Below are 25,860 nucleotides of genomic sequence, written 5' to 3'. Positions count from 1 at the left end.
GGTCACGACGGTTCCGGGAGCCGCTGCGCGCGGAAGAAGTCCTCGAGCACTGCGGCGCATTCCTTCTCGAGGACCCCGCCGCGCACCTGCGGACGATGGGTGAGCCGGCGATCACGCACCACGTCCCACAGCGACCCCACCGCACCCGTCTTCGGCTCCCACGCCCCGAAGACCACGCGATGCACCCTGGCCAGCACCAGCGCGCCCGCGCACATCGTGCACGGCTCCAGCGTCACGGCCAGCGTCGTGCCCTCGAGGCGCCAGCCGTCGCCGTGCACCTTCGCGGCCGCGCGTAGCGCCAGGATCTCCGCGTGCGCCGTCGGGTCGCCCGTCGCCTCCCGCGAATTCGCCGCCCGGGCCAGTTCGGTCCCGTCGGCGGCGAACAGGACGGCACCCACCGGCACGTCCCCGGCCGGCGCCGCGGCGGCCGCCTCCAGCGCGGCCCGGATCAGCGCCTCGTCGTCGCGCAGGCCCATCTAGCGGCGCAGCTTGTCCAGCGCCGTGGCGAGCACATCGTCGAACCCGAGCCGCTGGGCGATCTCGTCGATCTGCTCGTCCGGGTACAGGTCGGTCTCGGCGGCGATCACCGCCAGCACCGGCTCCGGCAATCCCAGGTCCGCCAGGATTCCCAGGTCGCCCTCCTCCCACGGCTCGATGTCGTCGAGCTCGTCGGGGTCGATGTCCGGGATCTCGATGTTCAGCGCATCGAGCACGTCGGCGGCGATGTCGTAGTCGACCGCCATCGTCGCGTCCGACAGCAGCAGACGCGTGCCCGACGGGGCCGGCCGGACGATGACGAAGAACTCGTCGTCCACGTTGAGCAACCCGAAGATCGCCCCGGTGCTGCGCAACTCGCGCAGCTCCCGGTCGGCCACCTCGAGGCTCGTCAACACCGCCGCCGACAGTGCCTTGCACTTCCAGCGACCGTCCTCCCGCGTCACGGCGACCCCGAACCCGTCGAGATCCTCGGTCGAACTCACGGAGGGACTCTTGTTCCCCGCACGCTGCGCAGCCATGGGCGCAACGGTAGTCGGCGCGGTCCCGTGAATGAAGTCCAGCGGGCGATGTGCCAACCTGGTCGGGTGCCCACCTCCGCGTCCACCCCGCCCGTGTGCGTACTCGGCCTCGGCCTGATCGGCGGATCGTTGCTGCGTGCGGCCGTCGCCGCGGGCCGCGAGGCCTGGGGGTACAACCGCTCGCCGGAGCCCGTCGAGGCCGCCCGAGCCGACGGATTCGACGCCTCCACCGACCTGCCGGCCACGCTGCGGCGCGCCGCGGAATCCGACGCCCTCGTCGTCGTCGCCGTGCCCGTACCCGCAGTCGGCGCCGTGCTCGCGGCGGTCGCCGAGCACGCCCCGCACGTGGCGCTGACCGACGTGGTCAGCGTCAAGTCGCAGGTCGCCGCCCTGGTCGCCGCCCACGGACTCTCCGCACGCTTCGTCGGGGGCCATCCCATGGCGGGCACCGCCGAGTCCGGGTGGTCGGCGGGATTCGCGGAGCTGTTCCGCGACGCGGTGTGGGTGGTCACCGTCGACGAGGGCACCGACCCCGACGTGTGGACGCAGGTCGCCGAGCTCGCCCTCGACTGCGGTTCCGTCGTCGTACCCGCGGAATCGGGCGAGCACGACGCGGCGGTCGCCCGCGTCTCGCACCTGCCCCATCTGCTCGCCGAGGCGCTGGCACTGTCCGGGGCCGCCGGCGGCGACCTGGCGCTGGGTCTGGCGGCGGGATCGTTCCGCGACGGTACCCGCGTCGCCGGGACCACCCCCACGTTGGTCGACGCGATGTGTGAGGGCAACGCCCCGGCGCTGCTCACGGCCCTCGACGAAACCCTCGAGGTGCTGCGGGTCGCTCGGGAACAGCTCGCCGACGGCAGCACCGCCGAGCTGACCGCCGCTGGTCACGCCGCCCGGCGACGGTTCGAGCAACGCGACCGCCGACCCGTCACCGGCGTCGTCCCCGGCGACGACGACTGGCTCGCCCGACTGCGCGAGGCGGGTCGTCGCGGCGAGGTGTGGACGCGGTGACGCTGCGCGACACCACCGCGGCACTCGCGAAAGGCGAGCTGACCGCCACCGAACACGTCCGGCAGGTGCTGGCCGACCTCGACGCCCTCGACGGCACGCCGTGGTCGAATCTCGTGGCCGCCCGCAACGACGGCGCGGCCCTCGAATCGGCGGCCCGCGCCGACGCCGAGCTCGCGGCCGGCAACTGGATCGGTCCGCTGCACGGTGTCGCCGTCGCCGTCAAGGACAACATCGACGTCGCGGGCATGCCGACCCGCTGCGGCAGCAAGGTCCTCGCCGACGCGGCGCCGGCCGCGCAGGATGCCAGGATCGTCGAGCGGCTCCGCGAGGCCGGCGCCGTCGTGGTCGCCAAGACCCACCTGCACGAGTTCGCGTACGGGCCCAGCGGCCTGGTCAACGCGGCCGGGCCGGCCCGGCACCCGCACGATCCCACCCGCATCACCGGCGGCTCGTCCTCGGGGTCGGCGGCGCTCGTCGCCAAGGGCATCGTGCCGCTGGCACTGGGCACCGACACCGGGTGCAGCGTGCGCACCCCGGCGGCGCTGTGCGGCGTCGTCGGCCTCAAGCCCACGTTCGGCGCGTTGCCGGTCGACGGGGTCTTCCCCCTGTCCACCACCTTCGATCATGTGGGCCTGCTCGCCCGCGACGTCCTCGACGCGGCCCTGGCCTGGGGCGCGCTGCCCGGAATCGCGCACCTGCGCACACCCGTCTCGGGACTGCGGGTCGGACGGCTGCGCGGCGGCATCTGGGACGTGCCCGCTGCGTTCGAGTCCGCGCTCGACGACGCCTGCCGCACCCTCACCGATCTCGGTGCCGAGGTGCGGGACGTGCCCCTGCCGGAAACCGACGACCTCCTCGGCGTCTATCCCGTCGTCACCGGCTCGGAGGCGTACGAAACCCATCAGCGCTGGTTCGAGAACGACCCGGACCTCTACCAGCCGGCCACCGCGGCGCTGCTCGCGGCTCAGCGGGACCGTCCGGCGACGGACTACGTCCGGGCCGTGCGGGCGGCCGTCCGATTGCGCCGCGACGTCCTGCGCCGGCTACGGCGCGACGACGGGCTGGATGCGCTGATCACCGTCACGACCCCGCTGCGCTCGGCCGCGCTCGACAGCGATCCCGCGGCGCTGCGGGGGCCACTGCTGCAGATGTGCATCCCGTTCAGCGTGCTCGGCGTACCGGCGGTGTCCGTCCCTGCTCCGGGCGGCGGTGATCTCCCCATCGGCGTACAGGTGGTCGGGCTGACCTCCGGGACCGGCGGGCACGGCAGTCATCCCGGCGAGTCCACGGCTCTGGCACTCGCGATGGCGGTGGAGGGCACCGACCTCTCCTGACCGACCCGTCCTAGATCCGTCCCGCCAGGCCGGGGTAGTTCACGACGAACCCATCGCCGTCGACCGTCACCGACGAACTGGACACCGGGGACAGGACGTGGATGCCGTCGGCTGCGCTGCTGTAGACGAGCGTGGCCTCCTCGATGCCGAGATCGAGCAGATTCACGTAGACGACCGGCACCTCGAGTTCGTCCGCGCCGGACTGCAGCCCGTAGCGGCGGATCGGCAGCGCATTGAAGAACGGGCTGAGGATGACGTCGACGTCGAGTGCACCGCCGAACGCCGACCGCTGGTGCTGGGTGCCGTTGTCGACCATCCAGATGCCCTCCTCGGACCGGCTGATCGACATGTGCCTCTCACCGGCGGCCAGGGTCGTGCGCACCGACAACCGGCGCGTGACACCGTTCTCGTCGGTCACGAGGTCGTACGACGCGCTGAACGCGGGATGCTCCGCGCACTGCGCGCCCACGATCCGGCCCGCCGCCTTGATGCGATCGCCGCTCAGTTGGACACGCACCGACTCCATCCGAGGAACGTCGTACGCCCGCCACGTCAGAATCGCGGGCCAGTTCGATGCTGGGCTCGCCGCAGACCGCGCGGCATCGGGGACTGGGATGCTCACGTGTCTACGTTAAGCGACGAGCCACTCCCGGGGAGCAGGGGTGCCGGGAATCGTGCCCTTCGTGTAGCACACGACCCCTTCGAACGTGTCTGCCGTCACACCACGGGGACATGTCCGCGACACCACGACGGGGTGTCCGCACGGTGACCGACCTCCTTGTGCGGCGCGTTTGAGCACGTAACCCGCTGCCCGGGAAAGACTGGCCTACAGTCGCCTCATGCGTACCGTGTGGACAGTTCCTCAGAACATCGCCCAGATCCTCCTGGAGTCCCCCGAGATCCAGATGTTCCTGACCAGCAACGAGCTGCCCGACACCGCCGCGGACCCTCGCCGGCGGCTTGCCGAGTTCACGCATGCGCTCGCCGCCCTGGCCCGCCACACCGGACGCACCTTCGGCTCTGTCGATGCAGCCAACCGCGAACTGTTCGGGGGCTCCGCCGGAACCGTGCCGGTGGCGCTGCGTCTGGCCGTCCTGCGCGAGATCGTCACCGACGTCGACGACCGCACCCCCACCCCGGACCCGCTGCCGGCGACGGTCGTCGAACAGCTCGGTGCCTACGTGTACGCCCTCGTCGACCCGCGCGACCATACCGTCCTGCACGTCGGGCAGGGCCGCGGGAACCGGCTGTTCGTCCTGACCTGGACCGCGCTCGGCGAAGACCACAAACTCGCCGCCGGCGGCGAAGCCGCGCCCGCACAGACCCCCGAAACCGACGCGGCCGTGCGCCGGATCCGTGCCGTCTACGACTCCGGCTACTCCGTAGGTCACTACGTCGTGGCCGACCGGGTGGCCCCGGCCGTGGACGCCGATCACGCCGCCGGCTTCACCGCGCAGGCCCTCGTCTCGGTACTGGGGTTGCTCGAACCGCACGACGGCGAGATCGTGCTGACCAATCTCGTCGGCGCCACCGAGGAATCCGACCGGGTGGCCCGTCCCGTCGAGGAGTTGATTCGTCAGTACTCCGCGGAGGCCGCACCCGAGCTGCCCACGCCGTGCGTCGTGCTCCGGATCACCGAGGCGAAATCGGCGTCCGCCGAGCAGGTCCGTGGGCTCGCCGACCGTCCGTGGCCGGCCGGAGCGTCGGCACGCCGGATCGACGGCCTGCCCATCCTGGTCGTCGCCGACAACATCGTCCGCGGCGCCTACCGGGCCACCGGGTGGGAAGCGGCCTCCCGCACCGAGGACAACGGCGGCACGATCCTCTACCGCTTCCTCGGCGACGCCGATCCCGAACTCGAGAAGCTCTTCGTCGACACCCGTCTGACGCCGGATCGGCTGGGGCTCAAGCGCTGGCCGTCCCACGGCTGGGCGCCGCGACTCACCCGGGCCCTGCCCCACAGGCCGAGACCCTGATCCTGGTCCGGGCCGTGTCGTCACGGCCCGGACTTCCTACCGACGGTTCTCCCGGATCACCTGCCGCTCGGGGTGAGAATGGGTGCGTGCAGGTCGTAGTAGTGCACATCGCCCTGTAGCCGCATCTCCTCTTCCAGCAGCGGCCGCAGATCGTCGGGTATCTCCATCCGTTCGTGGGCACGCGCCTCGTCCTCGGACGAGAAGTACATGGTCTCGACGTACCCGTCGTCGCCGTAGGTGGCGAACGTGCCGCCGATGATCTCGGGTCGCAACTGATGCACCCGTTCCTGGCTCTGCACGAGCAGGCTCTTCATCCGCCCGACATCGGGGCTGTGCCCCTCCATCACCTGAACGAACCCTGCGGTGTCGGAGCCACCTTCCATCCACACCTCGACGTCGCGGCAGTCGTGGACGACGATCTCGCCGTCGAAGCACTGCTCCGCCTCGGCCCACCACTCGCCCTGCTCCGGACGTTCACTGTTCCGGCGGGCCGCCTCTTCCGATTCGAACCGGGCCACCGACACGAAGGTGCCGTCGTCACTGAATCCCGACGTGCTGCCCAGATAGCCCACGGCGCCGGGGCGCAGCTCGTCCGTCCACCGCTGCAGGCAGTCCTTCAACCCCTGCTCGTCGCGGACCTTTCCCTGCCAGACCTGAATGAACATCTCCATCGCCTCCGCGTGCGGGACGAGCCCGCACCCAAACGATTTCCGTGGCCGACCCGTCGCCGTCCACCACCGACGTCACCCGACGGCCGGCGATCGCGACCACCGTGGAGTCAATGATTCGCCTGTGCCGGACCGCGGACAAGAGCGGACGGGCCGGAACATGCAGAAATGCCGGAAGCCCCCCGACGAGGTCGGGGGGCTTCCGGTAACGGGTGTTCGGCGGTGTCCTACTCTCCCACACCCTGTCGGGTGCAGTACCATCGGCGCAGACAGGCTTAGCTTCCGGGTTCGGAATGGGACCGGGCGTTTCCCTGTCGCTATGGCCGCCGTAACTCTGCGAAACGTCACGCATCAGAGTTCTCGAATACCCTTGTCGGGCTTCGGTATCTGATGTGTGTGCTGTTTCAGATACCGCACAGTGGACGCGTAGCTTCTTCGTGGTAAGTCCTCGGCCTATTAGTACCGGTCACCTGCATGCGTTGCCGCACTTCCAGTTCCGGCCTATCAACCCGGTGGTCTGCCGGGGGCCTTACCCCCTCGAGGGGGTGAGAAACCTCATCTTGGAACAGGCTTCCCGCTTAGATGCTTTCAGCGGTTATCCCTTCCGAACGTAGCCAACCAGCCGTGCCCCTGGCGGGACAACTGGCACACCAGAGGTTCGTCCGTCCCGGTCCTCTCGTACTAGGGACAGCCTTCCTCAAGTTTCTAACGCGCGCGGCGGATAGAGACCGAACTGTCTCACGACGTTCTAAACCCAGCTCGCGTGCCGCTTTAATGGGCGAACAGCCCAACCCTTGGGACCTACTCCAGCCCCAGGATGCGACGAGCCGACATCGAGGTGCCAAACCATCCCGTCGATATGGACTCTTGGGGAAGATCAGCCTGTTATCCCCGGGGTACCTTTTATCCGTTGAGCGACACCGCTTCCACATGCCGGTGCCGGATCACTAGTCCCGACTTTCGTCCCTGCTCGACCTGTCGGTCTCACAGTCAAGCTCCCTTGTGCACTTGCACTCGACACCTGATTGCCAACCAGGCTGAGGGAACCTTTGGGCGCCTCCGTTACATTTTGGGAGGCAACCGCCCCAGTTAAACTACCCACCAGGCACTGTCCCTGAACCCGATCAGGGTCCGAGGTTAGAGGTCCAATACGATCAGAGTGGTATTTCAACAACGACTCCACGGTAACTGGCGTCACCGCTTCACAGTCTCCCACCTATCCTACACAAACCGAACCGAACACCAATACCAAGCTGTAGTGAAGGTCCCGGGGTCTTTTCGTCCTGCCGCGCGTAACGAGCATCTTTACTCGTAATGCAATTTCGCCGAGTCTGTGGTTGAGACAGCAGAGAAGTCGTTACGCCATTCGTGCAGGTCGGAACTTACCCGACAAGGAATTTCGCTACCTTAGGATGGTTATAGTTACCACCGCCGTTTACTGGGGCTTAAATTCTCAGCTTCGCGGATCGCTCCGCTGACCGGTCCTCTTAACCTTCCAGCACCGGGCAGGCGTCAGTCCGTATACCTCGTCTTACGACTTCGCACGGACCTGTGTTTTTAGTAAACAGTCGCTTCTCTCTGGTCTCTGCGACCACCCCCAGCTCCGACCGCGAAGGTCTTCACCAGGGCTGGTCCCCCTTCTCCCGAAGTTACGGGGGCATTTTGCCGAGTTCCTTAACCACAGTTCTCTCGATCGCCTCGGTATTCTCTACCTGACCACCTGTGTCGGTTTGGGGTACGGGCCGTGTGAAAGCTCGCTAGAGGCTTTTCTCGGCAGCATAGGATCATGGAATTCGCCTCATTCGGCTACGCATCACCTCTCAGGCTCGTGCGACACGGATTTGCCTATGTCACGCCCTACAGGCTTACACCGGTACAACCACTGACCGGCCCCACTACCTTCCTGCGTCACCCCATCGCTTGGCTACTACCAGATCGGGTCCCGTGCATCCACACGACCGATTCCCGAAGGAACCGGCCGGCTTCAGGACGGTTAGCATCACTGATTCACCAGGGGCGCGTTCACACGGGTACGGGAATATCAACCCGTTGTCCATCGACTACGCCTGTCGGCCTCGCCTTAGGTCCCGACTCACCCTGGGCGGATTAACCTGGCCCAGGAACCCTTGGTCATTCGGCGGACGAGTTTCTCACTCGTCTTTCGCTACTCATGCCTGCATTCTCACTCGCGCCGCCTCCACACCTGGATCACTCCGGCGCTTCCCCGGCGGCACGACGCTCCCCTACCCACCCACACCACTGCACCCGTCTCCGCAGAAACGAGTGGGTGTTGTGTGAGTGCCGCGGCTTCGGCGGTGTACTTGAGCCCCGCTACATTGTCGGCGCAGAACCACTTGACCAGTGAGCTATTACGCACTCTTTCAAGGGTGGCTGCTTCTAAGCCAACCTCCTGGTTGTCTCAGCGATCCCACATCCTTTTCCACTTAGTACACGCTTAGGGGCCTTAGCCGGCGATCTGGGCTGTTTCCCTCTCGACTACGAAGCTTATCCCCCGCAGTCTCACTGCCGCGCTCTCACTCACCGGCATTCGGAGTTTGGCTGATTTCGGTAAGCTTGTGGGCCCCCTAGACCATCCAGTAGCTCTACCTCCGGTGAGAAACACGCGACGCTGCACCTAAATGCATTTCGGGGAGAACCAGCTATCACGGAGTTTGATTGGCCTTTCACCCCTACCCACAGCTCATCCCCTCAGTTTTCAACCTAAGTGGGTTCGGGCCTCCACGACGTCTTACCGTCGCTTCACCCTGGCCATGGGTAGATCACTCCGCTTCGGGTCTAGAACATGCCACTGATACGCCCTGTTCGGACTCGCTTTCGCTACGACTACCCCACACGGGTTAACCTCGCGACATGCCACTAACTCGCAGGCTCATTCTTCAAAAGGCACGCCGTCACCCCCAGCAGACCAAACTGCTCGAAGGCTCCGACGGATTGTAAGCGCACGGTTTCAGGTACTATTTCACTCCCCTCCCGGGGTACTTTTCACCTTTCCCTCACGGTACTAGTCCGCTATCGGTCACCAGGGAGTATTCAGGCTTATCGGGTGGTCCCGACAGATTCACAGCAGATTTCACGGGCCCGCTGCTACTCGGGTATCCGAATCGACAGTCACCGTGTTTTCGTCTACGGGATTCTCACCCTCTACGACGGGCCGTTCCAGACCACTTCGACTAACACAGGCGATTTCTCACTGTCGGCCGGTGCGGCAGCACCGACACATCGAACCCCACAACCCCGAACACACAACCCCTGCCGGGTATCGCATGTGCCCGGTTTAGCCTCTTCCGCTTTCGCTCGCCACTACTCACGGAATCACATGTTGTTTTCTCTTCCTGTGGGTACTGAGATGTTTCACTTCCCCACGTTCCCTCCACACGCCCTATATATTCAGGCGCGGGTAACACGACATCACTCGTGCTGGGTTTCCCCATTCGGAAATCCTCGGATCACAGCTCGGTTGACAGCTCCCCGAGGCATATCGCAGCCTCCCACGTCCTTCATCGGCTCCTGGTGCCAAGGCATCCACCGTACGCTCATAAACACTTACAACAAAGATGCTCGCGTCCACTGTGCAGTTCTCAAACAACACACAACACCCACTACTCACCCCACCGACCGGCAGAAGCTTTGACAGGCATCGTCGCTGATCGAACACTCGCGTGTTCTCTCAGGACCCAACAGTGCACCGATATAACTCTCTTCCCGCCGGCACTCGGACCGGCGGTGACGAAGAAAATACCTGTCAGCGTTCCACCCATGAGCTCCTGCCGTTCCACGTGTGGGAACGAAACAGTCTCTGCCCGAGAGGCATTCACCTGTGTGAACCCTCGCCGGGAGAAGTGCTCCTTAGAAAGGAGGTGATCCAGCCGCACCTTCCGGTACGGCTACCTTGTTACGACTTCGTCCCAATCGCCGATCCCACCTTCGACGGCTCCCTCCCACGAGGGGTTAGGCCACCGGCTTCGGGTGTTACCGACTTTCATGACGTGACGGGCGGTGTGTACAAGGCCCGGGAACGTATTCACCGCAGCGTTGCTGATCTGCGATTACTAGCGACTCCGACTTCACGGGGTCGAGTTGCAGACCCCGATCCGAACTGAGACCGGCTTTAAGGGATTCGCTCCACCTCGCGGTATCGCAGCCCTCTGTACCGGCCATTGTAGCATGTGTGAAGCCCTGGACATAAGGGGCATGATGACTTGACGTCGTCCCCACCTTCCTCCGAGTTGACCCCGGCAGTCTCCTGCGAGTCCCCACCATTACGTGCTGGCAACACAGGACAAGGGTTGCGCTCGTTGCGGGACTTAACCCAACATCTCACGACACGAGCTGACGACAGCCATGCACCACCTGTACACCGACCACAAGGGAAACCCCATCTCTGGGGCGGTCCGGTGTATGTCAAACCCAGGTAAGGTTCTTCGCGTTGCATCGAATTAATCCACATGCTCCGCCGCTTGTGCGGGCCCCCGTCAATTCCTTTGAGTTTTAGCCTTGCGGCCGTACTCCCCAGGCGGGGCGCTTAATGCGTTAGCTACGGCACGGATCCCGTGGAAGGAAACCCACACCTAGCGCCCACCGTTTACGGCGTGGACTACCAGGGTATCTAATCCTGTTCGCTACCCACGCTTTCGCTCCTCAGCGTCAGTTACTGCCCAGAGACCCGCCTTCGCCACCGGTGTTCCTCCTGATATCTGCGCATTTCACCGCTACACCAGGAATTCCAGTCTCCCCTGCAGTACTCAAGTCTGCCCGTATCGCCTGCAAGCCCGCAGTTGAGCTGCGGGTTTTCACAGACGACGCGACAAACCGCCTACGAGCTCTTTACGCCCAGTAATTCCGGACAACGCTCGCACCCTACGTATTACCGCGGCTGCTGGCACGTAGTTGGCCGGTGCTTCTTCTGTACCTACCGTCACTTGCGCTTCGTCGGTACTGAAAGAGGTTTACAACCCGAAGGCCGTCATCCCTCACGCGGCGTCGCTGCATCAGGCTTGCGCCCATTGTGCAATATTCCCCACTGCTGCCTCCCGTAGGAGTCTGGGCCGTGTCTCAGTCCCAGTGTGGCCGGTCGCCCTCTCAGGCCGGCTACCCGTCGTCGCCTTGGTGGGCCGTTACCCCACCAACAAGCTGATAGGCCGCGGGCCCATCCTGCACCGGAAAACCTTTCCACCCCGGAACATGCATCCCGAGGTCCTATCCGGTATTAGACCCAGTTTCCCAGGCTTATCCCGAAGTGCAGGGCAGATCACCCACGTGTTACTCACCCGTTCGCCACTAATCCACCCAGCAAGCTGGGCTTCATCGTTCGACTTGCATGTGTTAAGCACGCCGCCAGCGTTCGTCCTGAGCCAGGATCAAACTCTCCGTTGAAGACTCTCGATTCCTCCCGAAAGAGTAATCAGCCATAAGCGTAGAGCCGAATCACTAGCAAAAAACTCAAACTAGCAAAAACACTGACCACCACAGACGGAAGAATGCGGCAGCCAGCAACGATCATCACGACGCCTCATCGGCTTGACACCATGGTCGGCGTCTGATCTGATCGCACCAAATAAAAAATTTGGCACTGACATTCATCGGCACACTGTTGAGTTCTCAAAGAACACGCACACACCATCGCTCCGCACCTTCAGTGCCTTGCTCCGGGGCAACCGTTCCAGCCTAACATCGGGGGCCTTCGGAGTCAAAACTCTGCGGCCGATCCGATCTCGGGGCGATTGGAAACCTTACCAGAAGGTTCTCAATCAAGGTAATCAGGCGCCTGCGTCCAACCTCGTTGTCCCGAGCCCCTGCGGGCCGGGTCGGTGTCCGTGTCGCTCTGACCTGGAATAAGTTACGTGAACATCCGGCTGTACGCCAAATCGCCAGCTCAGAGCCATCATTTGCGCTCGAGTACGTGTGTTTCCGGGACGCGGAACCGTCCTGTGCCCGGCTGCGTCTCATCTACCGAGGGCTACGTGCCACCCACTCAGGTACAGGAGACCCATGAGCGGCTTTCCCGCAGAGATCGTCGAGCCGGCCCGGATGGATGGCCCCGACCCGCGTTCGCTCGCGGCGGCGCTGTGCGCCGCCGCCTGCGACGACATGCTCGACACGCTCGACGAGGTCCTCCTCGAGCTCGACGCAGACGCGTCGGACGGCTGTGCGTGTGACGTCGCACCGCGCGTCGCCGCAAGGATCGCGACCGTCGTCCGGATGAAGGCCGCGTTCGAGTCGTCGCGTCCCCTCGGGTAGCCGTGCCGGCTTTCGGCGACAGTGATCACGGCATCACGCGTCGCGGCACGGGCCGCCCGATTTCTCGAGTAACGTGCTCCGTGAGCAAAGCGAGAAAGGGTGCCGTGACGTCGACCGGGAACATGGTGGGATTGTTCGCCGGAATCGGCGGACTCGAGCTCGGACTGGCCGAGCACGGCTGGCGCACCGAACTGCTCTGCGAGATCGACGCCGGAGCGCAAGCCGTACTTCGCGCTCGCTTCACCGACGTGACGCTGCACACCGATGTCACGCGCCTTCGTTCCCTTCCTCAGGCAACCGAGATCGTCACCGCGGGCTTTCCGTGCCAGGACCTGTCGCAGGCCGGCCGGACCGCCGGCATCACCGGCTCCCGGTCGGGCCTCGTCGACGAGGTGTTCCGGTTGGTGCGGCGCAAGCAGGGACCGCGCTGGCTGCTCATCGAGAACGTCCCCTTCATGCTGCAACTCGGCCGCGGCGCCGCGATGCGTCACATCACCGACGCGCTCGAAGATCTCGGGTACGCGTGGGCGTACCGGGTCGTCGACGCCCGCGCGTTCGGACTTCCGCAGCGGCGACAGCGGGTGCTCATGCTCGCCTCGCGGACCGACGATCCCCGCGCGGTGCTCTTCGGCGAGGACGCCGGTGCCCCCGCGGAAGGCGATCCCGACACCCACCCGTGCGGCTTCTACTGGACGGAAGGCGTACGCGGTCTGGGCTGGGCGGTCAACGCCGTGCCCACCCTCAAGGGCGGGTCCACGGTCGGCATCGCCAGTCCGCCGGCGGTGCGGTTGCCGTCGGGAGAGATCGTCACGCCCGGTCTGATCGACGCCGAACGGCTCCAGGGCTTCGACCCGGACTGGACCGCACCCGCCACCCAGGCACCCGGCGTTCGGACCGGGCATCGGTGGCGGCTCGTCGGCAACGCCGTGAGCGTCCGCATGGCCGCCTGGGTCGGTGGACGGCTCGGCCGGCCCATCGACTACTCCCCCGACCACGAGACAGCGCTGCGGCCGGGGGACCCCTGGCCGAGTGCCGCCTGGGGGGCCCGGCGACGAGCGTTCCGGGTGCACGAGTCGCACTGGCCGGTCCAGGAGCCGTACGAGGACCTCGCGGGATACCTGGAGGACGCGCGACTGCTGTCCGCACGGGCCACGGCCGGATTCCTGCGGCGGGCTCGGTCCGGCAACCTGAGATTCGTGCCCGGCTTCCTCGACGACGTCGAGTCCCACCTCGACCGCATGGGCGGCTTCCCCGAAGCCGCGGCCTGAGGACGGATCCGGCTGCCGTGCCCTCCACCGACCCGCAGACCAGCGCCCGGATGAGACGGCAGCGACGCCGGGACACCGTCCCCGAGGTGGCCCTGCGCCGGGAGCTCCACGGGCGCGGGGTGCGCTACTTCGTCGATCGGGCGCCGCTGAAGGGCATCCGTCGACGCGCCGACCTGGTGTTTCCGCGTCGCCGAGTGGCGGTGTATGTCGACGGGTGCTTCTGGCACCGTTGCCCGCAGCACGCCACCGATCCGAAGAACAACGCCGAGTGGTGGGCCGCCAAGCTCGCCGCCAACGTGGCCCGCGACCGGAACACCGACGCGGCGCTCGCCGCGGCCGGGTGGACGGTGGTGCGGATCTGGGAGCACGAGAATCCCGTGGAGGCCGCGGACCGGGTGCAGGCCGCATTGTCCGCGGCCGAACCGGGTACTGCCGATTCCTGACTACCGAAGGGAGGATGCGGTGGAACCGGCAATCGCGCTCGTTCTGGGAGCGCTCCTCGGGGTCCTGCTCGGCCTCCTCGGTGGCGGCGGATCCATCCTCGCGGTTCCCGCCCTGGTGTACGGCCTCGGACTCGAGTTCCGCCAGGCCATCCCCATCTCGCTGATCGTCGTCGGAGCGGCAGCCCTGTCCGGGGCGATCCCCAAGATCCGGGCCGGGCAGGTCGACTGGCGGCTGGCCGCGGTGTTCGCCGCGGCCGGCATCCCCGCGACGTTTGCGGGGACGGCGGTCGGCACGTTGCTGCCGCAGCCGGTACTGCTGGTGGGCTTCGCCGCCGTGATGGTGCTGGCGGGCATCCGGATGCTGCGCGAGAACGACGACGCCGGAACCGCGTGCACGACCGGTGACTCCGGCATCGACTGGAAGCGATGCGCGCCGAGGTCGATCCCGGCCGGTGTGGGAGTGGGCTTCCTGACCGGGCTGTTCGGCGTCGGAGGCGGCTTCCTGATCATCCCCGCGCTGGTGATCCTCCTCGGGTTGGAGATGAGCGTCGCCGTGGGGACCTCGCTGATCGTCATCGTCGCCAACTCGACGGCCGGGCTCGTCGCGCACATCGGGGACGCCGACATCGACTGGCCGCTCACTGCGGCGTTCGCCGGGGCCGCGGTCGTCGCGTCACTGGTTGCCGGTCACCTCGGTACCCGCATGGAAACCGACCGGCTGCGGCGGTGGTTCGCCTGGCTCGTCTTCGTCGTGGCCGCGTACGTGCTGGTGGACACCCTGTTCCTGCGCTGAGCCGGAACTCGTCGCGTAACCGGCGCATTCTTCGTACGCCCCCGGGTATCCGGGGGCATAGTGAGAAAGCACCGTGGGAAGGCACCGACATGGACGTATCGATCATCGAAACCTCGAGTCTCGGCGACCGCAGCTATCTGATCACCGAGGCGGACGTGGCCGTCGTGGTGGATCCCCAGCGCGACATCGACCGGGTGCTCGCGCTCGCCAACGACCGCGAAGCGCGCATCACCCACGTCCTCGAGACCCACATCCACAACGACTACGTCACCGGCGGGCTGGAACTGTCCCGTGCCGTCGAGGCCGAGTACATCGTCCCGGCCGGCGACGATGTGGACTACGAGCGACGCGCCGTCCACGACGGCGACCTGATCGACGCCGGTCCCATCCGGCTGCGGGTGATGCACACACCCGGGCACACCCATCACCACGTCAGCTATGTGCTGCTCGACGAGACCGGTGCCACGCACGGAATCTTCACCGGCGGGTCGATGCTGTACGGATCCACCGGCCGCACCGACCTCGTCGGCCCGCAGTACACCGAGGAACTGACCCACGCGCAGTTCCACTCCGTGCGACGGATCGCCGACGAAGTGCCGGCCGACACCCCGGTGTATCCCACCCACGGCTTCGGCAGCTTCTGCTCGGCCACCCCCACCAGCGGCGACTCGTCCACCGTGGGACAGCAGCGCGACGTCAACCCGGCGCTGACCCGTGACGAGCAGGCCTACGTCGACGAACTCATCGCGGGACTCAACACCTATCCCGCGTACTACGCCCACATGGGTGTGATCAACAAGGCGGGTCCGTCGTCGGTCGACCTGTCGCCACCGGAACCGGTCGACCCGGCCGAGCTGCGCCGGCGTATCGACGCCGGCGAGTGGGTCGTCGACCTGCGTGAGCGCACCGCCTTCGCCGCGGGACACCTGGGCGGCACGCTCGGCTTCGAACTGTCCACCTCCTTCGTCACCTACCTGGGTTGGCTCTACAAGTGGGGTGCGCCCCTGACCCTCATCGGCGAGAGCGACGAGCAGATCGCCGACGCCAAGCGCGAGCTGGTCCGCATCGGTATCGACGAACTCGCCGGCGCGGCCGTCGGCGAGATCCACACCCTCGTCAACGGGCACGAACTGCGGTCGTACCGCGTCTCGGACTTCGCGGAACTCACCGGGGAGATCGACAACGAGCGGGTCCGGATCCTCGACGTGCGCCAGAAGGACGAGTTCGAGGACGGCCACGTGCGCGGGGCGGTCAACATCCCGCTGCACGACCTCGCCGACCGGCTCGACCAGGTCCCGCACGGGGAGGTCTGGGTGCACTGCGGGTCCGGCTACCGGGCCTCGATCGCCGCCTCGATGATCGACCGGATCGACCGCACCGTCGTCCTCGTGAACGACGACTTCGACAAGGCGTACGACCACGGTCTGACCGACTCGTGAGGGTCCCTTCCGGGACCGACGACGAAAGAACCCCCACCGGAGCGGTGGGGGTTCTTCACTGTGCGCCCGAAGGGATTCGAACCCCTAACCTTCTGATCCGTAGTCAGATGCTCTATCCGTTGAGCTACGGGCGCAGTTCGTGCACGCAGTTGTGTCCTGCATGCAGTTCTCGTATTCAGTTGTCGCCGGTGACGCTGCACCGACGTGGCGGAGGCGAGAGGATTTGAACCTCCGGTCCCCCGTAAAGGGGACAACTCATTAGCAGTGAGTCCCATTCGGCCGCTCTGGCACGCCTCCCTGGGGGGTTTCGATTCTCTCGAACCGCCGGGACGAAAGATTACACACGTTCGGACAGCAAACGCAAAACGGCTGGTCAGCGCAGGTTCGAGTCGAACCAGTCGAAGATCCGACGCCGCGCGTCGATGATCGCCGCCTCGGCCGGATCGGTCTCGGGATCGGCCGTGTCGTGCTCGACGGGCGGCTCGTCGGGTCGATGCGCCAGCCCCGGATACCCGATCACCAAGGTGGGCGCATCGGCCCGTCCGGCCGCCTCGCGCAACTGCTCGACGTCGCCGGGCGGGGTCGTGGGATCGTCCTCGCCGTACAGACCGAGCCACGGCGCCTGCAGGCTGCGCACGGCCTCGACGAGTGCGGGGACGTCGGGCCGCAGCGGTTGCAGGATGCCGTGCGCCGCGACGGTGACCGCGGCCCCCACCCGCCGGTTCGCGGCGACGAGGAGCGCCGCCGTGCCGGCGTCGTCGAATCCGATCACGCCGACCGCGTCGGGGTAGACCCCGCTGCGGACCAACCAGTCCATCGCGGCATCGACGTCGTCGAACAGGTTCTGCCCGAACACCTCGTCGTCCTCGGTGAACTCGCGATGGAACAGGTGCGGTGCCACGACCAGCCAGCACTCGGCAGCCAGCACCTCCATGAAGGCCAGCAGGGCCGGTGGAAACTCGCGGGATTCGTGCAACACCACGATGCCACCGCGAAGGGCGCCCTCCGGCCGGAACACGGTCAGCGGTACCTGCCCCGACCCGTCCGGCAACCGGGCCGCGGCAGTGTGGATTCCCGACATACCGTCCACGATGACACGACCCACCGCGACAGTGCACGTGATCGCCGGGCGCATAATCGGCTGGTGACCCCACGGACCCGCCCCGACCTCGTCTCGATCCCGTCCTATGTGCCCGGCCGCAGCTTTCCGGGCGCGATCAAGCTCGCCAGCAACGAGACCACGGTCGGTCCCCTGCCCAGCGTGCGCGACGCGATCGCCGAGGCGGCGTACTCGGTCCACCGGTACCCGGACAACATGGCTGCCGTGCTCATCGGCGCGCTGGCCGAACGGCTGGGGGTCGAGCCCGAGAACATCGCCGTGGGCAACGGTTCGGTGAGCCTGTGCCAGGAGCTGGTGCTCTCGGCCTGCAACGACGGCGACGAGGTGGTGTTCTCCTGGCGCTCGTTCGAGGCGTACCCGGTGGTGACGGCGGTGGCCGGCGCGAAACCGGTGCCGGTGCCCAACACCCCCGAGCACGGCCACGACCTCGACGCGATGCTCGCCGCGATCACCGATCGCACCCGGGTGGTGTTCGTGTGCAATCCCAACAACCCGACCGGTGCGCTGCTCGGCAGGGCGGAGCTGGAGCGGTTCATCGACGCGGTGCCACCGCAGGTGCTCGTCGCGCTCGACGAGGCGTACTTCGAGTACACCCGCCCGAAGCCCGGCGCGGAACTGGCGGACGGGGTCGTGCTCGCCGCCGGCCGGCCGAACGTCGTGGTGCTCCGCACTTTCTCGAAGGCCTACGGTCTGGCCGGTCTGCGGGTCGGCTACCTGGTCGGCGACCCCTCGGTGATCAAAGTCCTGAACAAGGTGCACACCCCGTTCAGCGTGAGCTCGCTCGCGCAGCAGGCGGCCATCGCCTCCCTGGCGGCCGCCGACGAGCTGCTGGCGCGCACCGACAGTGTGCTCGCCGAGCGCGACCGCGTGCGGACGGGGCTCGTCGACGCCGGATATCCCGTGCCGGAGAGCTACGCCAACTTCGTGTGGTTGCCGCTCGGAGACCGGTCGGCGGCGTTTGCCGAAGCGTGCGCGGAGGCGGGCGTGCTGGTCCGCCCGTACGCGGACGACGGAGTGCGGGTGACCATCGGCGATCCGCACGAGAACGACGCATTCCTGACATTCGCGACCGGCAAGGGCCTCGACATCGCGGAAATTTCGACGTCCTGACCTGCGAGAAAGCGTCTACGAGACCCAACCGTTATCAGCGGGTGGCGATCACGTGACCAACCGTTGGCACACTCGTCCGGTCGGCTAGGGAGCGGAGTGTGCGGATGGGTTCAGGCGTGACACGCCGGTGGACCTTGTCCGCGGCCCTGCTGACCGGCGTCCTGTGGACGTCGCTGGCCGTCCCCGCGACCGCACTACCTCCGGACGCCCTGCCGCTGCGACTGATCGCCTTCCGCGACCTGCACGGCAGCCTGCTCCCACCCCAGGGTCCCCGCAGCGAGGTGGTCCGTTCCGACGGCGCGTCCGTTCCCGCGGGCGGCGCGGCATATCTCGCCGCCTACGTCCGGCAGCTGCGCGCGCAGGCGGACAACTCGGTGCTCTACTCCGTCGGCGACACGTGGGGCTCGTCGCCCATCGAATCGGCGATGTTCCACGACGAACCCACCGTGGACCTGCTCAACGGCCTCGATGTGACCGCGGCCGCCCTCGGCAACCACGAATTCGACAACGGCTACGCCGAGTTGCGGCGCCTGCGCGACGGCGGGTGCCACCCCGAGGGCTGCCGGTACGACGAGGAGTACGCCGGAACCGCCTTCCCGCTGATCGCGGCGAACGTCGCGGAGGCCGACGGCAGTCCCGCGGCCCTGCCGTTCAGCGTGGACTACGTCGACGGGGTGCCGGTCGGCGTCATCGGTGTCGCCCCCCAGGACACACCGCAGGTGGTGCGTGGCGACGACATCTCCGGCCTGCAGTTCACCGACGAGATCACGGCCGTCGACCGCACCGCCGACGCGCTCGATGCCCTCGGGGTCCGCTCGATCGTGCTGCTCTACAAGGGGGCGCTGACCCCGTCGGCGGGGACCGACCCGTGCGACCCGGCCGCCGGGCCCGCGCGCGCCCTCACCTCCCGGGTGTCACCGAAGGTGGATGTCGTCGTCACCGCGGACGGCGAGGACAGTTTCAACTGCAGCTACCCGGATCCGGCGGGCAATCCCCGGACCGTGCTGCAGGGCGCCTCACACGGACGCATCGTCTCGGTCGCGGACCTGACCATCGACCGCGAGAGCCGCGACGTGCTGCGCGACCGTACCCACGCGTTCAACCAGGTCGTCACCCACGACATCGCCCCCGACCCGCGCACGCAGCAGTTCGTGGACCGGGCGGTCGACAAGTCCCGCGACGTCGCCGAACGCTTCGTCGGCCGCATCGCCGCCGACCTGACCCGCGACACCACGGCCGGCGGCGAGTCGGCCCTCGGCAATCTCGTCGCGGACGCGCAGCTGGCGGCCGCCGAACCCGCCGGGGCGCAGCTCGCCCTCACCAATCCCGGTGGAGTGCGCGCCGACCTGCTGCATTCCGAGGACGGCGTCGTCACCCACGGCGACACCTACGCGGCCCAACCGTTCGGGAACCGGCTGCAGGTGCTCGAGCTCACCGGTGCGGAACTGGTCGGGGTCCTCGAACAACAGTTCCAGCAGGACGGAAGCGGCGCGAACCGCGAGCGGATCCTCGCCCCGTCGCACACGCTGCGCTACGTCCTCGACCGGGCCGCGGCGCCGGGCGGCCGGATCCGGGACGTCACCGTCGCGGGCCGCCCGCTCGAGCAGGCCGCGACGTACCGGGTGGTCGTCAACGGGTTCCTCGCCGACGGCGGTGACGGGTTCACCGGGTTCACGCACGCGCGACGGACCACCGGGGCGGGCGCCGAACTCGACGCCCTGAACGCCTATCTGGCGGCACACTCGCCCGTCACGCCGCCGGCCACCGACCGCATCACGGTGCCCTGACCGATCCCGTTCAGTCGAGCCCGAGAGCGCGCTCGAGCGTCGGCCAGGCGGTGCGCAGATCGTCCTGCCAGTACGGCCACGAATGCGTGCCGTACGGGCGGTAGACGATCGTGGCGGGAATCCGCAGCTCCCGCAGTCGCCGGTCGAACCCGATCGTGCACACGAAGGCACCGACCTCGAGCGGGCCGCCCACGTCGAGGGCCTCCGCATCGGGTCCGACGTCGTACGGGCCGGGCAGACCGTTGCCGGTGCTGATGAAGATCTCCTTGCCGCGCAACCGCTCGGCGAGGACGTACGGATCGTGCGCCGCCCACGCCGGATCCCCCGGCGCTCCCCACATGTTGTCCGGATTGCCGCCCTTGTAGGCGACGGTGCCGCGGACCGCGTCCTGCGCGGACGCCTTCGACGTGTCCAGGCACCCGCTCAGCGCGGCCACGCCCCGGTACAGGTCCGGATTCCGGGCGATCAGGCTCGCCGCCCCCGTCGCGCCCATCGACAGGCCGCCGACGGCGTTGACGCCGTTGCCCGCGAAACGGGCGTCGATCAGCGGCGGCAGTTCCTTCGTCAGGAACGTCTCCCACGCGTTCACGCCCAGGACGGGATCCGGGGCGAGCCAGTCCGTGTAGTAGCTCGCGGTTCCGCCGACCGGCAGCACGACGTTCACGTTCTTGTCGGCGACGAAGTCGACGATGTCCGTGCGCTGCGTCCACGTACTCTCGCGGTAGTCCGACTCGGCTCCGGCGCTGACACCGTCGAGCAGGTAGAGAGACGGGCGCGGCGCGTCCCCGGCGGGATGCAGCACCTGCACCTGCACGACCCGCTGCATCGACGGCGAGTACACGAACACCGCCGAACGACGAGGCGTGACGGACTCGACCCGCTCCACCCGCGCGGACGTCGCCGGTTCGGCGGACGCGACGGACAGCGTGGACAGTGGCACGACGAACGCCGCGACGAGCGCCGCGACCGCAGATCTGAGCATCAAGTTCCTTCGTCCCCCGACTTCGGAAACACCGATTCCACAGTACGGACCGGGGCGGGTCAAGAAAGTGGGGCTCGTCACCAACGCGGAGCGCAGCCCTTGGTGACGGCAGGACACGAGGACGCGGGCTACCGCTGCGGGACCGGTTCCGGCGGAAGCCAGCCCTGGTCCGCAGGCAGGTACGACCGGAACATCAGCACGAACTCGCCCGGCGGCGCCGGCAGCCAGTTCGGGCCGGCCGCAATCGGCGGCCGCGACGAAACCCACACGTCGAGCCCACCGTCGGGACCACGGACGAGCCCGGGCGTCCGGTCGCCGACGGCGTAGCGGTCGACGGGGTTGGCGACGAGGAACACGTCCGGGCCGTACACGGTGACGGACCAGAAGCCGCGGTCGTCGACCGGCGGCAGGCCCCCGGGTGGGAAACGCAGGAGATAGCCGGTCTCACCCCGGAGCGTCGTTCCGTCGGCCGCGACGCGGGCCACGTGGTACGTCGACTCCTCCGGCACGTTCGCGCCGAGCCCGATCGTCGCGACGACCGCGCGCTGGAGGTAGTCCGTGCCGTACCGGCCCGCGGTCGGCAGCGAATGCCACACCTCGCCGGACCCTCGATCCGAGTCGACGAGGTCCCGGATGCGTCGCTCGCCGCGGACCACCCCGGTCGCGAGTGCGGCGACGGTGTCCGCGGAACCCGTACTCGGCCGGGCGCCCGGCCGGACCCCGAGGTCCGCGAGTTCGTCGAGCAGCGGCGCGTCCGCCGGCGGGGGCGGATTCGCGGCCAGGATCGCCGACAGTTCGTCGAAGAACCGCGGACCCGACGCCGCGAGCGCCTGCGGGTCGGGATTGCTGCCGCACGCGGTCGGCGGCAGCGGCGGCGGCGCCCCGGCGACGGGCGCGGCCAGCACGGTCAACGAGTACTGCCGTTGCGCGGCACGGGCGGCCTCGAGGTCGGTCGCCGACTCCACGAGCGTCCGGCCGATCATCCACGCGTCCCAGGTGGACGACTCGACGACGGCCGCGTCCGCGGGCAGCGGACCGTCCCACCCCGGCGGGACGACGACGTGGGCACCGGCCGCCGGTCCCGTCGCCCGGGTGCCGACGTTGGCGAAGACGTCGGTGTAGATGTCGAGAAACTGGAAGTCGAAGTACCGGGCTCCCATGTCCGGATGGGTCAGCAGCACCGGACCGCTGCGAAGATCCAGCCACGCGATCGAATACAGCGTGTCGACGTTGGGAGCGACGACGACACGCGAGGTGGGATCGGCCGTCGCGGACTGGTGGTGCAGCCGGTTCACCGGTAGCAGGCAGAGCATGTTCGCCCGGGTCCGCGCGAGCGTCACGGGTGCGTAGCCGTAGACGTAACCGTCGGCGGCCACGTCGACCGCGGTCCGTTCGGCCGCCGGTTGCGGCGCCGCGCAGGCGGTCAGCAGGCCCACTGCCAGCGCTGCCGCCGCTCGAACCGCTGCGCCGACCATGGCGCCAGTGTAGGAGGCGAGAACGCGTTCCAGGGATTGTCGGCGGGTCCGCGCGCTGTGGTGCTACTTGCGCGCGTCCGAACGCGCGCGACAAGCACTTTTCCGCGCGACCGTCCCACGAGGAAGCCCGCCACCTGACATGCAGGTGGCGGGCTCCGGCGGAAGCGGAGGGATTTGAACCCCCGGTCGCTCTCACGACGCTCGCTTTCAAGGCGAGTGCATTCGGCCGCTCTGCCACGCTTCCGTGGCAAATCCTAACCACACCGCTCGTCGACGGCCGCCTCCACCTTGGTGAAGATCTCGGAGAGGGCGCGGATCTGCGTCCTCGTGAGCAGGTCGACGAGGTTGCGGCGCACCCCGGCGACGTGGGTGGGCGCGGCCTCGGTGAGGCGGCGCCGGCCCTCGTCGGTGAGAGTGGCCAGGACCCCCCGTCCGTCCTCGGCGCAGGAACTGCGCACCACCATCGACGCCGCCTCCATGCGACGGATCTGGTGGGTGAGGCGGCTGCGGGAGGACAGCACGCCGTCGGCCAGGTCGCTCATGCGCAGCGACCCGTCCGGGGCTTCGGAGAGCAGCACCAGGATCCGGTACTCGGCGAGGGACAGACCGTGGGCCTGCTGCAGGTCGCGATTGAGTCGATCCATCAGCCGGTGATTGCCGTCGATGTAGGCCCGCCATGCCCGCTGCTCGTCCGTGTCGAGCCAGCGCGGGTCGGGACGTTCGGCATGCGGTTCGGCTGTCACGCGGGCAGTGTAAGGGCAGGCCACCACCGGTGTTACTCACTGGTCAGTTCGCTGCGTGTCGCCCCTGCGTCGGCGTGTCGCGATAGCGTCGAACCCATGCGCGCAATCACGATCACCGAACCCGGCGGCCCCGAGGCCATGCAGTGGGCCGAACAGCCCGACCCCACGCCCGGTCCCGGACAGGTCCTGATCGACGTGGCCGCGACGGCCGTCAACCGGGCCGATCTGCTGCAGCGGCGCGGCCTGTACCCGCCGCCGCCCGGATCCAGCGACATCCTGGGCCTCGAATGCTCCGGAGTGATCGCCGAGCTCGGCGAGGGCGTGAGCGGCTGGTCGATCGGCGACCGGGTGTGCGCGCTGCTCTCCGGCGGCGGCTACGCCGAGCAGGTCGTCGTCCCCGCCGGACAGGTCCTGCCCGTGCCCGAGGGGGTGGATCTCGCGGTGGCCGCGTCGCTGCCCGAGGTGGCCTGCACCGTGTGGTCCAACGTGGTGATGGCGGCGGGACTGCGCCGCGGCGAGGTGCTCCTCGTGCACGGCGGCGGTGGCGGCATCGGCACCCACGCCGTCCAGGTCGGCAAGGCGCTGGGCGCGAAGGTCGCGGTGACCGCCTCGGCCGGCAAGCTCGACTACTGCCGTGAACTCGGCGCCGACCTGGCGATCGACTACCGCACGCAGGACTTCGTCGCCGAGGTCCGGAATGCGTTCGGCGGCGCCGACGTGGTGCTCGACAACATGGGCGCGGCCTACCTGTCCCGCAACGTCGACGTGCTCGCCCCCGACGGCCGGCTCGTGGTGATCGGCATGCAGGGCGGCGCGAAGGGCGAACTCAATCTCGGCAAGCTGCTCGCCAAGCGGGGGCACGTCCTCGCCACGGGTCTGCGGGGGCGACCGGAGACCGGCCGCTCCGGCAAGAGCACGATCGTCGCGGAGGTCCGTGAGCACGTGTGGCCCTTGATCGCCGAGGCCCGCGTCCGGCCCGTCGTCCACGCAGAGGTGCCGATCACCGAGGCCGGGCGGGCCCACGAGATGCTGGATTCCCCCGATACCGTCGGCAAGGTCGTGCTGCGGATCGACCGGCACTGATCCCGGTCCGCCGGATCAGGGGGCGGTGAGGTTGCGCAGTTCGCGCACGAGCTGGTCGAGCTCGTAGCGGGTGGTGTACGGGGCCAGTCCGACGGTCACCGCGCCGCCCTCGTCGCTGACGCCGAGCGAGTCGAGCAAACGACTCGTGCCGCGGCTGACCGCGACGGACGCGATGCGACGGTCGGCGAGATGCGCGGCGATCTTCTCGGCCGGCACCCCCGCGACGGTGAAGCTCAACGTCGGGACCCGGCTCGACGCACGACCGATCACCATCACGTCGGGCAGGTTGTCCAGCAGGCGCATCAGCCGCTCGAAGAGCTGGTCCTGGTAGCCCTGGAGCGAGCTGATCGACGTCTCGAGGCGCTCCCGCCGCGTACCCGTCGCCTCGTCGTCGAGGGCCGCGAGGAAGTCGACGGACGTGACGAGCCCGGCGAGCATCGCGAACTGGTGGCCGCCGACTTCGAGCCGCTCCGGACCGCGGGCGTGCGGATCCAGGGAGACCGCGGGGATCCGGTCGAGCTGCGCCGGGTCACGGAACACCAGGGCGCCGACCTGCGGTCCTCCCCAGGCGGAGGCGTCGAGGGCGAGCACGTCGGCGCCGAGCTCGTGGATGTCGACGTGCGCGTAGGGCGCGGCCCCCGCCGCGTCGACCACCATGAGTCCCCCGACCTCGTGGACCCGGTCGGCGGCGACGCGCACGTCCGGCGCGGACCCCACCAGCGACGATGCCGCGGTCAGCGCGACGAGCCGCGTCGTCGGGGTGATCAGTTCCTCGAACTGCCAGCTCGGCAGCTCGCACGTCTCGATCTCGACCTCGGCCCACCGCACCTGCGCGCCGTACCGGCTCGCGACGCGCAACCACGGCGCCACGTTCGCCTCGTCGTCCAGCCGGGACAGCACGAGCCCGGTGCCGAGCCCGAGCCGGGAGCTGAGCGACTCCGCGAGCCAGGCCAGCAGGACCGCCCGATCCGGTCCGAGCACCACACCGGCCGGGTCCCCGCCGACGAGATCGGCCACGGCGACCCGCGCCGCCTGCAGCAGCGACGCGCTCCGGCGGTTCGAGGTGTGCCGGCCCGCCGGGGACGCCGCGGCGTTGCGGAATGCCGTCGACACCGCTCGGGAGACCGCGTCGGGAATCTGCATTCCGGCCTGGGGATCGAGATGGATCCAACCGTCGCCGAGCGAGGGAATCAACCCCCGGATCCGGGCAACGTCGTAAGCCATGCGTGACACTCTAAATCCCGGTGTCAATCGGATGTCGTCCACGTCGGTCCCGCATGCCCTCCGCAGGTGCACGTCGGGGGGCGGAATGTGGGGCGAAACCTCTCGTATCGGGAACCTGACTCGGCAGGGG

The 25,860-nt window shown here is 68.0% G+C and carries 20 protein-coding genes, 3 tRNA genes and 3 rRNA genes; 11 read left to right on the top strand and 15 right to left on the bottom strand.

Going from position 1 to position 25,860, the window contains the following annotated elements:
- Window positions 1-2: 2 nt before the first annotated feature.
- Window positions 3-476: a nucleoside deaminase gene (locus tag ACWPQI_RS01735; RefSeq protein WP_010594850.1), complete on the bottom strand. Its 474-nt coding sequence runs from the start codon at window positions 474-476 to the stop codon at window positions 3-5.
- The gene (locus ACWPQI_RS01730; protein ID WP_017681614.1) at window positions 477-1,016 is read right to left on the bottom strand and encodes a tRNA adenosine deaminase-associated protein; all 540 of its coding nucleotides are present in this window, start codon (window positions 1,014-1,016) and stop codon (window positions 477-479) included.
- A 48-nt stretch (window positions 1,017-1,064) separates the two neighbouring features.
- Between ACWPQI_RS01730 and ACWPQI_RS01725 the strand changes: the two genes are divergently transcribed.
- A complete protein-coding gene (locus ACWPQI_RS01725; protein ID WP_040273537.1) occupies window positions 1,065-2,027 on the top strand; it encodes a prephenate dehydrogenase in 963 nt (320 codons plus the stop codon).
- Window positions 2,015-3,361: an amidase gene (locus ACWPQI_RS01720; protein ID WP_010594848.1), complete on the top strand. Its 1,347-nt coding sequence runs from the start codon at window positions 2,015-2,017 to the stop codon at window positions 3,359-3,361. Before ACWPQI_RS01725 ends, ACWPQI_RS01720 begins: the two co-directional genes overlap by 13 nt.
- 10 nt (window positions 3,362-3,371) lie before the next feature.
- Here the strand turns inward: ACWPQI_RS01720 and ACWPQI_RS01715 are convergent, their stop codons facing one another.
- Window positions 3,372-3,887 (bottom strand): putative glycolipid-binding domain-containing protein, encoded by a 516-nt coding sequence (locus tag ACWPQI_RS01715; RefSeq protein WP_003936924.1) that lies wholly within the window; start codon window positions 3,885-3,887, stop codon window positions 3,372-3,374.
- Between the two features lie 313 nt (window positions 3,888-4,200).
- Here ACWPQI_RS01715 and ACWPQI_RS01710 point away from each other — a divergent pair, with 313 nt between their 5' ends.
- Window positions 4,201-5,337, top strand: coding sequence for a GIY-YIG nuclease family protein (locus tag ACWPQI_RS01710; protein WP_010594847.1), 1,137 nt, complete (start codon window positions 4,201-4,203; stop codon window positions 5,335-5,337).
- 56 nt (window positions 5,338-5,393) lie between these two features.
- Here ACWPQI_RS01710 and ACWPQI_RS01705 read toward each other — a convergent pair whose 3' ends face one another.
- The 4 genes from ACWPQI_RS01705 to ACWPQI_RS01690 all read right to left on the bottom strand — a co-directional run bounded on the left by ACWPQI_RS01705 (window position 5,394) and on the right by ACWPQI_RS01690 (window position 11,399).
- The gene (locus ACWPQI_RS01705) at window positions 5,394-6,002 is read right to left on the bottom strand and encodes a hypothetical protein (protein ID WP_026137974.1); all 609 of its coding nucleotides are present in this window, start codon (window positions 6,000-6,002) and stop codon (window positions 5,394-5,396) included.
- 217 nt (window positions 6,003-6,219) lie between these two features.
- Window positions 6,220-6,336: ribosomal RNA gene (gene rrf, locus ACWPQI_RS01700) — 5S ribosomal RNA — on the bottom strand.
- Between the two features lie 105 nt (window positions 6,337-6,441).
- Window positions 6,442-9,575 (bottom strand): 23S ribosomal RNA (locus tag ACWPQI_RS01695).
- A gap of 301 nt (window positions 9,576-9,876) precedes the next feature.
- Window positions 9,877-11,399 (bottom strand): 16S ribosomal RNA (locus tag ACWPQI_RS01690).
- Together the 16S, 23S and 5S rRNA genes form the textbook arrangement of a ribosomal RNA operon.
- 615 nt (window positions 11,400-12,014) lie before the next feature.
- Between ACWPQI_RS01690 and ACWPQI_RS01685 the strand changes: the two genes are divergently transcribed.
- The 5 genes from ACWPQI_RS01685 (at window position 12,015) to ACWPQI_RS01665 (ending at window position 16,206) form a co-directional block, all read left to right on the top strand.
- Window positions 12,015-12,263: a hypothetical protein gene (locus tag ACWPQI_RS01685; RefSeq protein WP_010596142.1), complete on the top strand. Its 249-nt coding sequence runs from the start codon at window positions 12,015-12,017 to the stop codon at window positions 12,261-12,263.
- Between the two features lie 122 nt (window positions 12,264-12,385).
- Window positions 12,386-13,531, top strand: a complete 1,146-nt coding sequence (locus ACWPQI_RS01680) for a DNA cytosine methyltransferase (RefSeq protein WP_043805762.1) — start codon at window positions 12,386-12,388, stop codon at window positions 13,529-13,531.
- A 17-nt stretch (window positions 13,532-13,548) separates the two neighbouring features.
- Window positions 13,549-13,974, top strand: coding sequence for a very short patch repair endonuclease (locus tag ACWPQI_RS01675; protein WP_048774344.1), 426 nt, complete (start codon window positions 13,549-13,551; stop codon window positions 13,972-13,974).
- A 19-nt stretch (window positions 13,975-13,993) separates the two neighbouring features.
- Complete coding sequence (locus ACWPQI_RS01670; RefSeq protein ID WP_010596145.1) at window positions 13,994-14,767, top strand: sulfite exporter TauE/SafE family protein; 774 nt, start codon at window positions 13,994-13,996, stop codon at window positions 14,765-14,767.
- An 89-nt stretch (window positions 14,768-14,856) separates the two neighbouring features.
- Complete coding sequence (locus ACWPQI_RS01665; RefSeq protein WP_048774342.1) at window positions 14,857-16,206, top strand: MBL fold metallo-hydrolase; 1,350 nt, start codon at window positions 14,857-14,859, stop codon at window positions 16,204-16,206.
- 61 nt (window positions 16,207-16,267) lie between these two features.
- Here ACWPQI_RS01665 and ACWPQI_RS01660 read toward each other — a convergent pair.
- The 3 genes from ACWPQI_RS01660 to ACWPQI_RS01650 form a co-directional block, all read right to left on the bottom strand.
- Window positions 16,268-16,340, bottom strand: a tRNA-Arg gene (locus ACWPQI_RS01660).
- Window positions 16,341-16,411: 71 nt separating this feature from the next.
- Window positions 16,412-16,503, bottom strand: a tRNA-Ser gene (locus tag ACWPQI_RS01655).
- Between the two features lie 76 nt (window positions 16,504-16,579).
- Complete coding sequence (locus tag ACWPQI_RS01650) at window positions 16,580-17,287, bottom strand: dienelactone hydrolase family protein (RefSeq protein ID WP_026138073.1); 708 nt, start codon at window positions 17,285-17,287, stop codon at window positions 16,580-16,582.
- 63 nt (window positions 17,288-17,350) lie between these two features.
- Here ACWPQI_RS01650 and hisC point away from each other — a divergent pair, with 63 nt between their 5' ends.
- Window positions 17,351-18,436, top strand: coding sequence for a histidinol-phosphate transaminase (gene hisC, locus ACWPQI_RS01645; protein ID WP_010596148.1), 1,086 nt, complete (start codon window positions 17,351-17,353; stop codon window positions 18,434-18,436).
- A 104-nt stretch (window positions 18,437-18,540) separates the two neighbouring features.
- Window positions 18,541-20,223, top strand: a complete 1,683-nt coding sequence (locus ACWPQI_RS01640; RefSeq protein ID WP_190242357.1) for a bifunctional metallophosphatase/5'-nucleotidase — start codon at window positions 18,541-18,543, stop codon at window positions 20,221-20,223.
- A 10-nt stretch (window positions 20,224-20,233) separates the two neighbouring features.
- On the opposite strand, the gene ACWPQI_RS01635 is transcribed toward ACWPQI_RS01640, so the two are convergent.
- The 4 genes from ACWPQI_RS01635 to ACWPQI_RS01620 form a co-directional block, all read right to left on the bottom strand.
- Window positions 20,234-21,205, bottom strand: a complete 972-nt coding sequence (locus ACWPQI_RS01635) for an alpha/beta hydrolase (RefSeq protein ID WP_010596150.1) — start codon at window positions 21,203-21,205, stop codon at window positions 20,234-20,236.
- Window positions 21,206-21,333: 128 nt separating this feature from the next.
- Window positions 21,334-22,641: a DUF1254 domain-containing protein gene (locus tag ACWPQI_RS01630; protein WP_474738866.1), complete on the bottom strand. Its 1,308-nt coding sequence runs from the start codon at window positions 22,639-22,641 to the stop codon at window positions 21,334-21,336.
- 198 nt (window positions 22,642-22,839) lie between these two features.
- A tRNA-Ser gene (locus ACWPQI_RS01625) sits at window positions 22,840-22,924 on the bottom strand.
- A gap of 10 nt (window positions 22,925-22,934) precedes the next feature.
- On the bottom strand, window positions 22,935-23,423 hold the full coding sequence (locus ACWPQI_RS01620; protein WP_010596152.1) for a MarR family winged helix-turn-helix transcriptional regulator: 489 nt from the start codon (window positions 23,421-23,423) through the stop codon (window positions 22,935-22,937).
- 96 nt (window positions 23,424-23,519) lie between these two features.
- On the opposite strand from ACWPQI_RS01620, the gene ACWPQI_RS01615 reads away from it, so the two are divergent.
- Complete coding sequence (locus ACWPQI_RS01615; protein ID WP_010596153.1) at window positions 23,520-24,506, top strand: NAD(P)H-quinone oxidoreductase; 987 nt, start codon at window positions 23,520-23,522, stop codon at window positions 24,504-24,506.
- A gap of 15 nt (window positions 24,507-24,521) precedes the next feature.
- Here ACWPQI_RS01615 and ACWPQI_RS01610 read toward each other — a convergent pair whose 3' ends face one another.
- A complete protein-coding gene (locus tag ACWPQI_RS01610) occupies window positions 24,522-25,730 on the bottom strand; it encodes a cysteine desulfurase-like protein (RefSeq protein ID WP_017682062.1) in 1,209 nt (402 codons plus the stop codon).
- Between the last annotated feature and the right edge of the window lie 130 nt (window positions 25,731-25,860).

It is taken from the genome of Rhodococcus sp. LMD (genome assembly GCF_056108245.1).
Note: the sequence above shows the minus strand (reverse complement) of the source record. Positions and strands in the feature narration are given on the sequence as shown.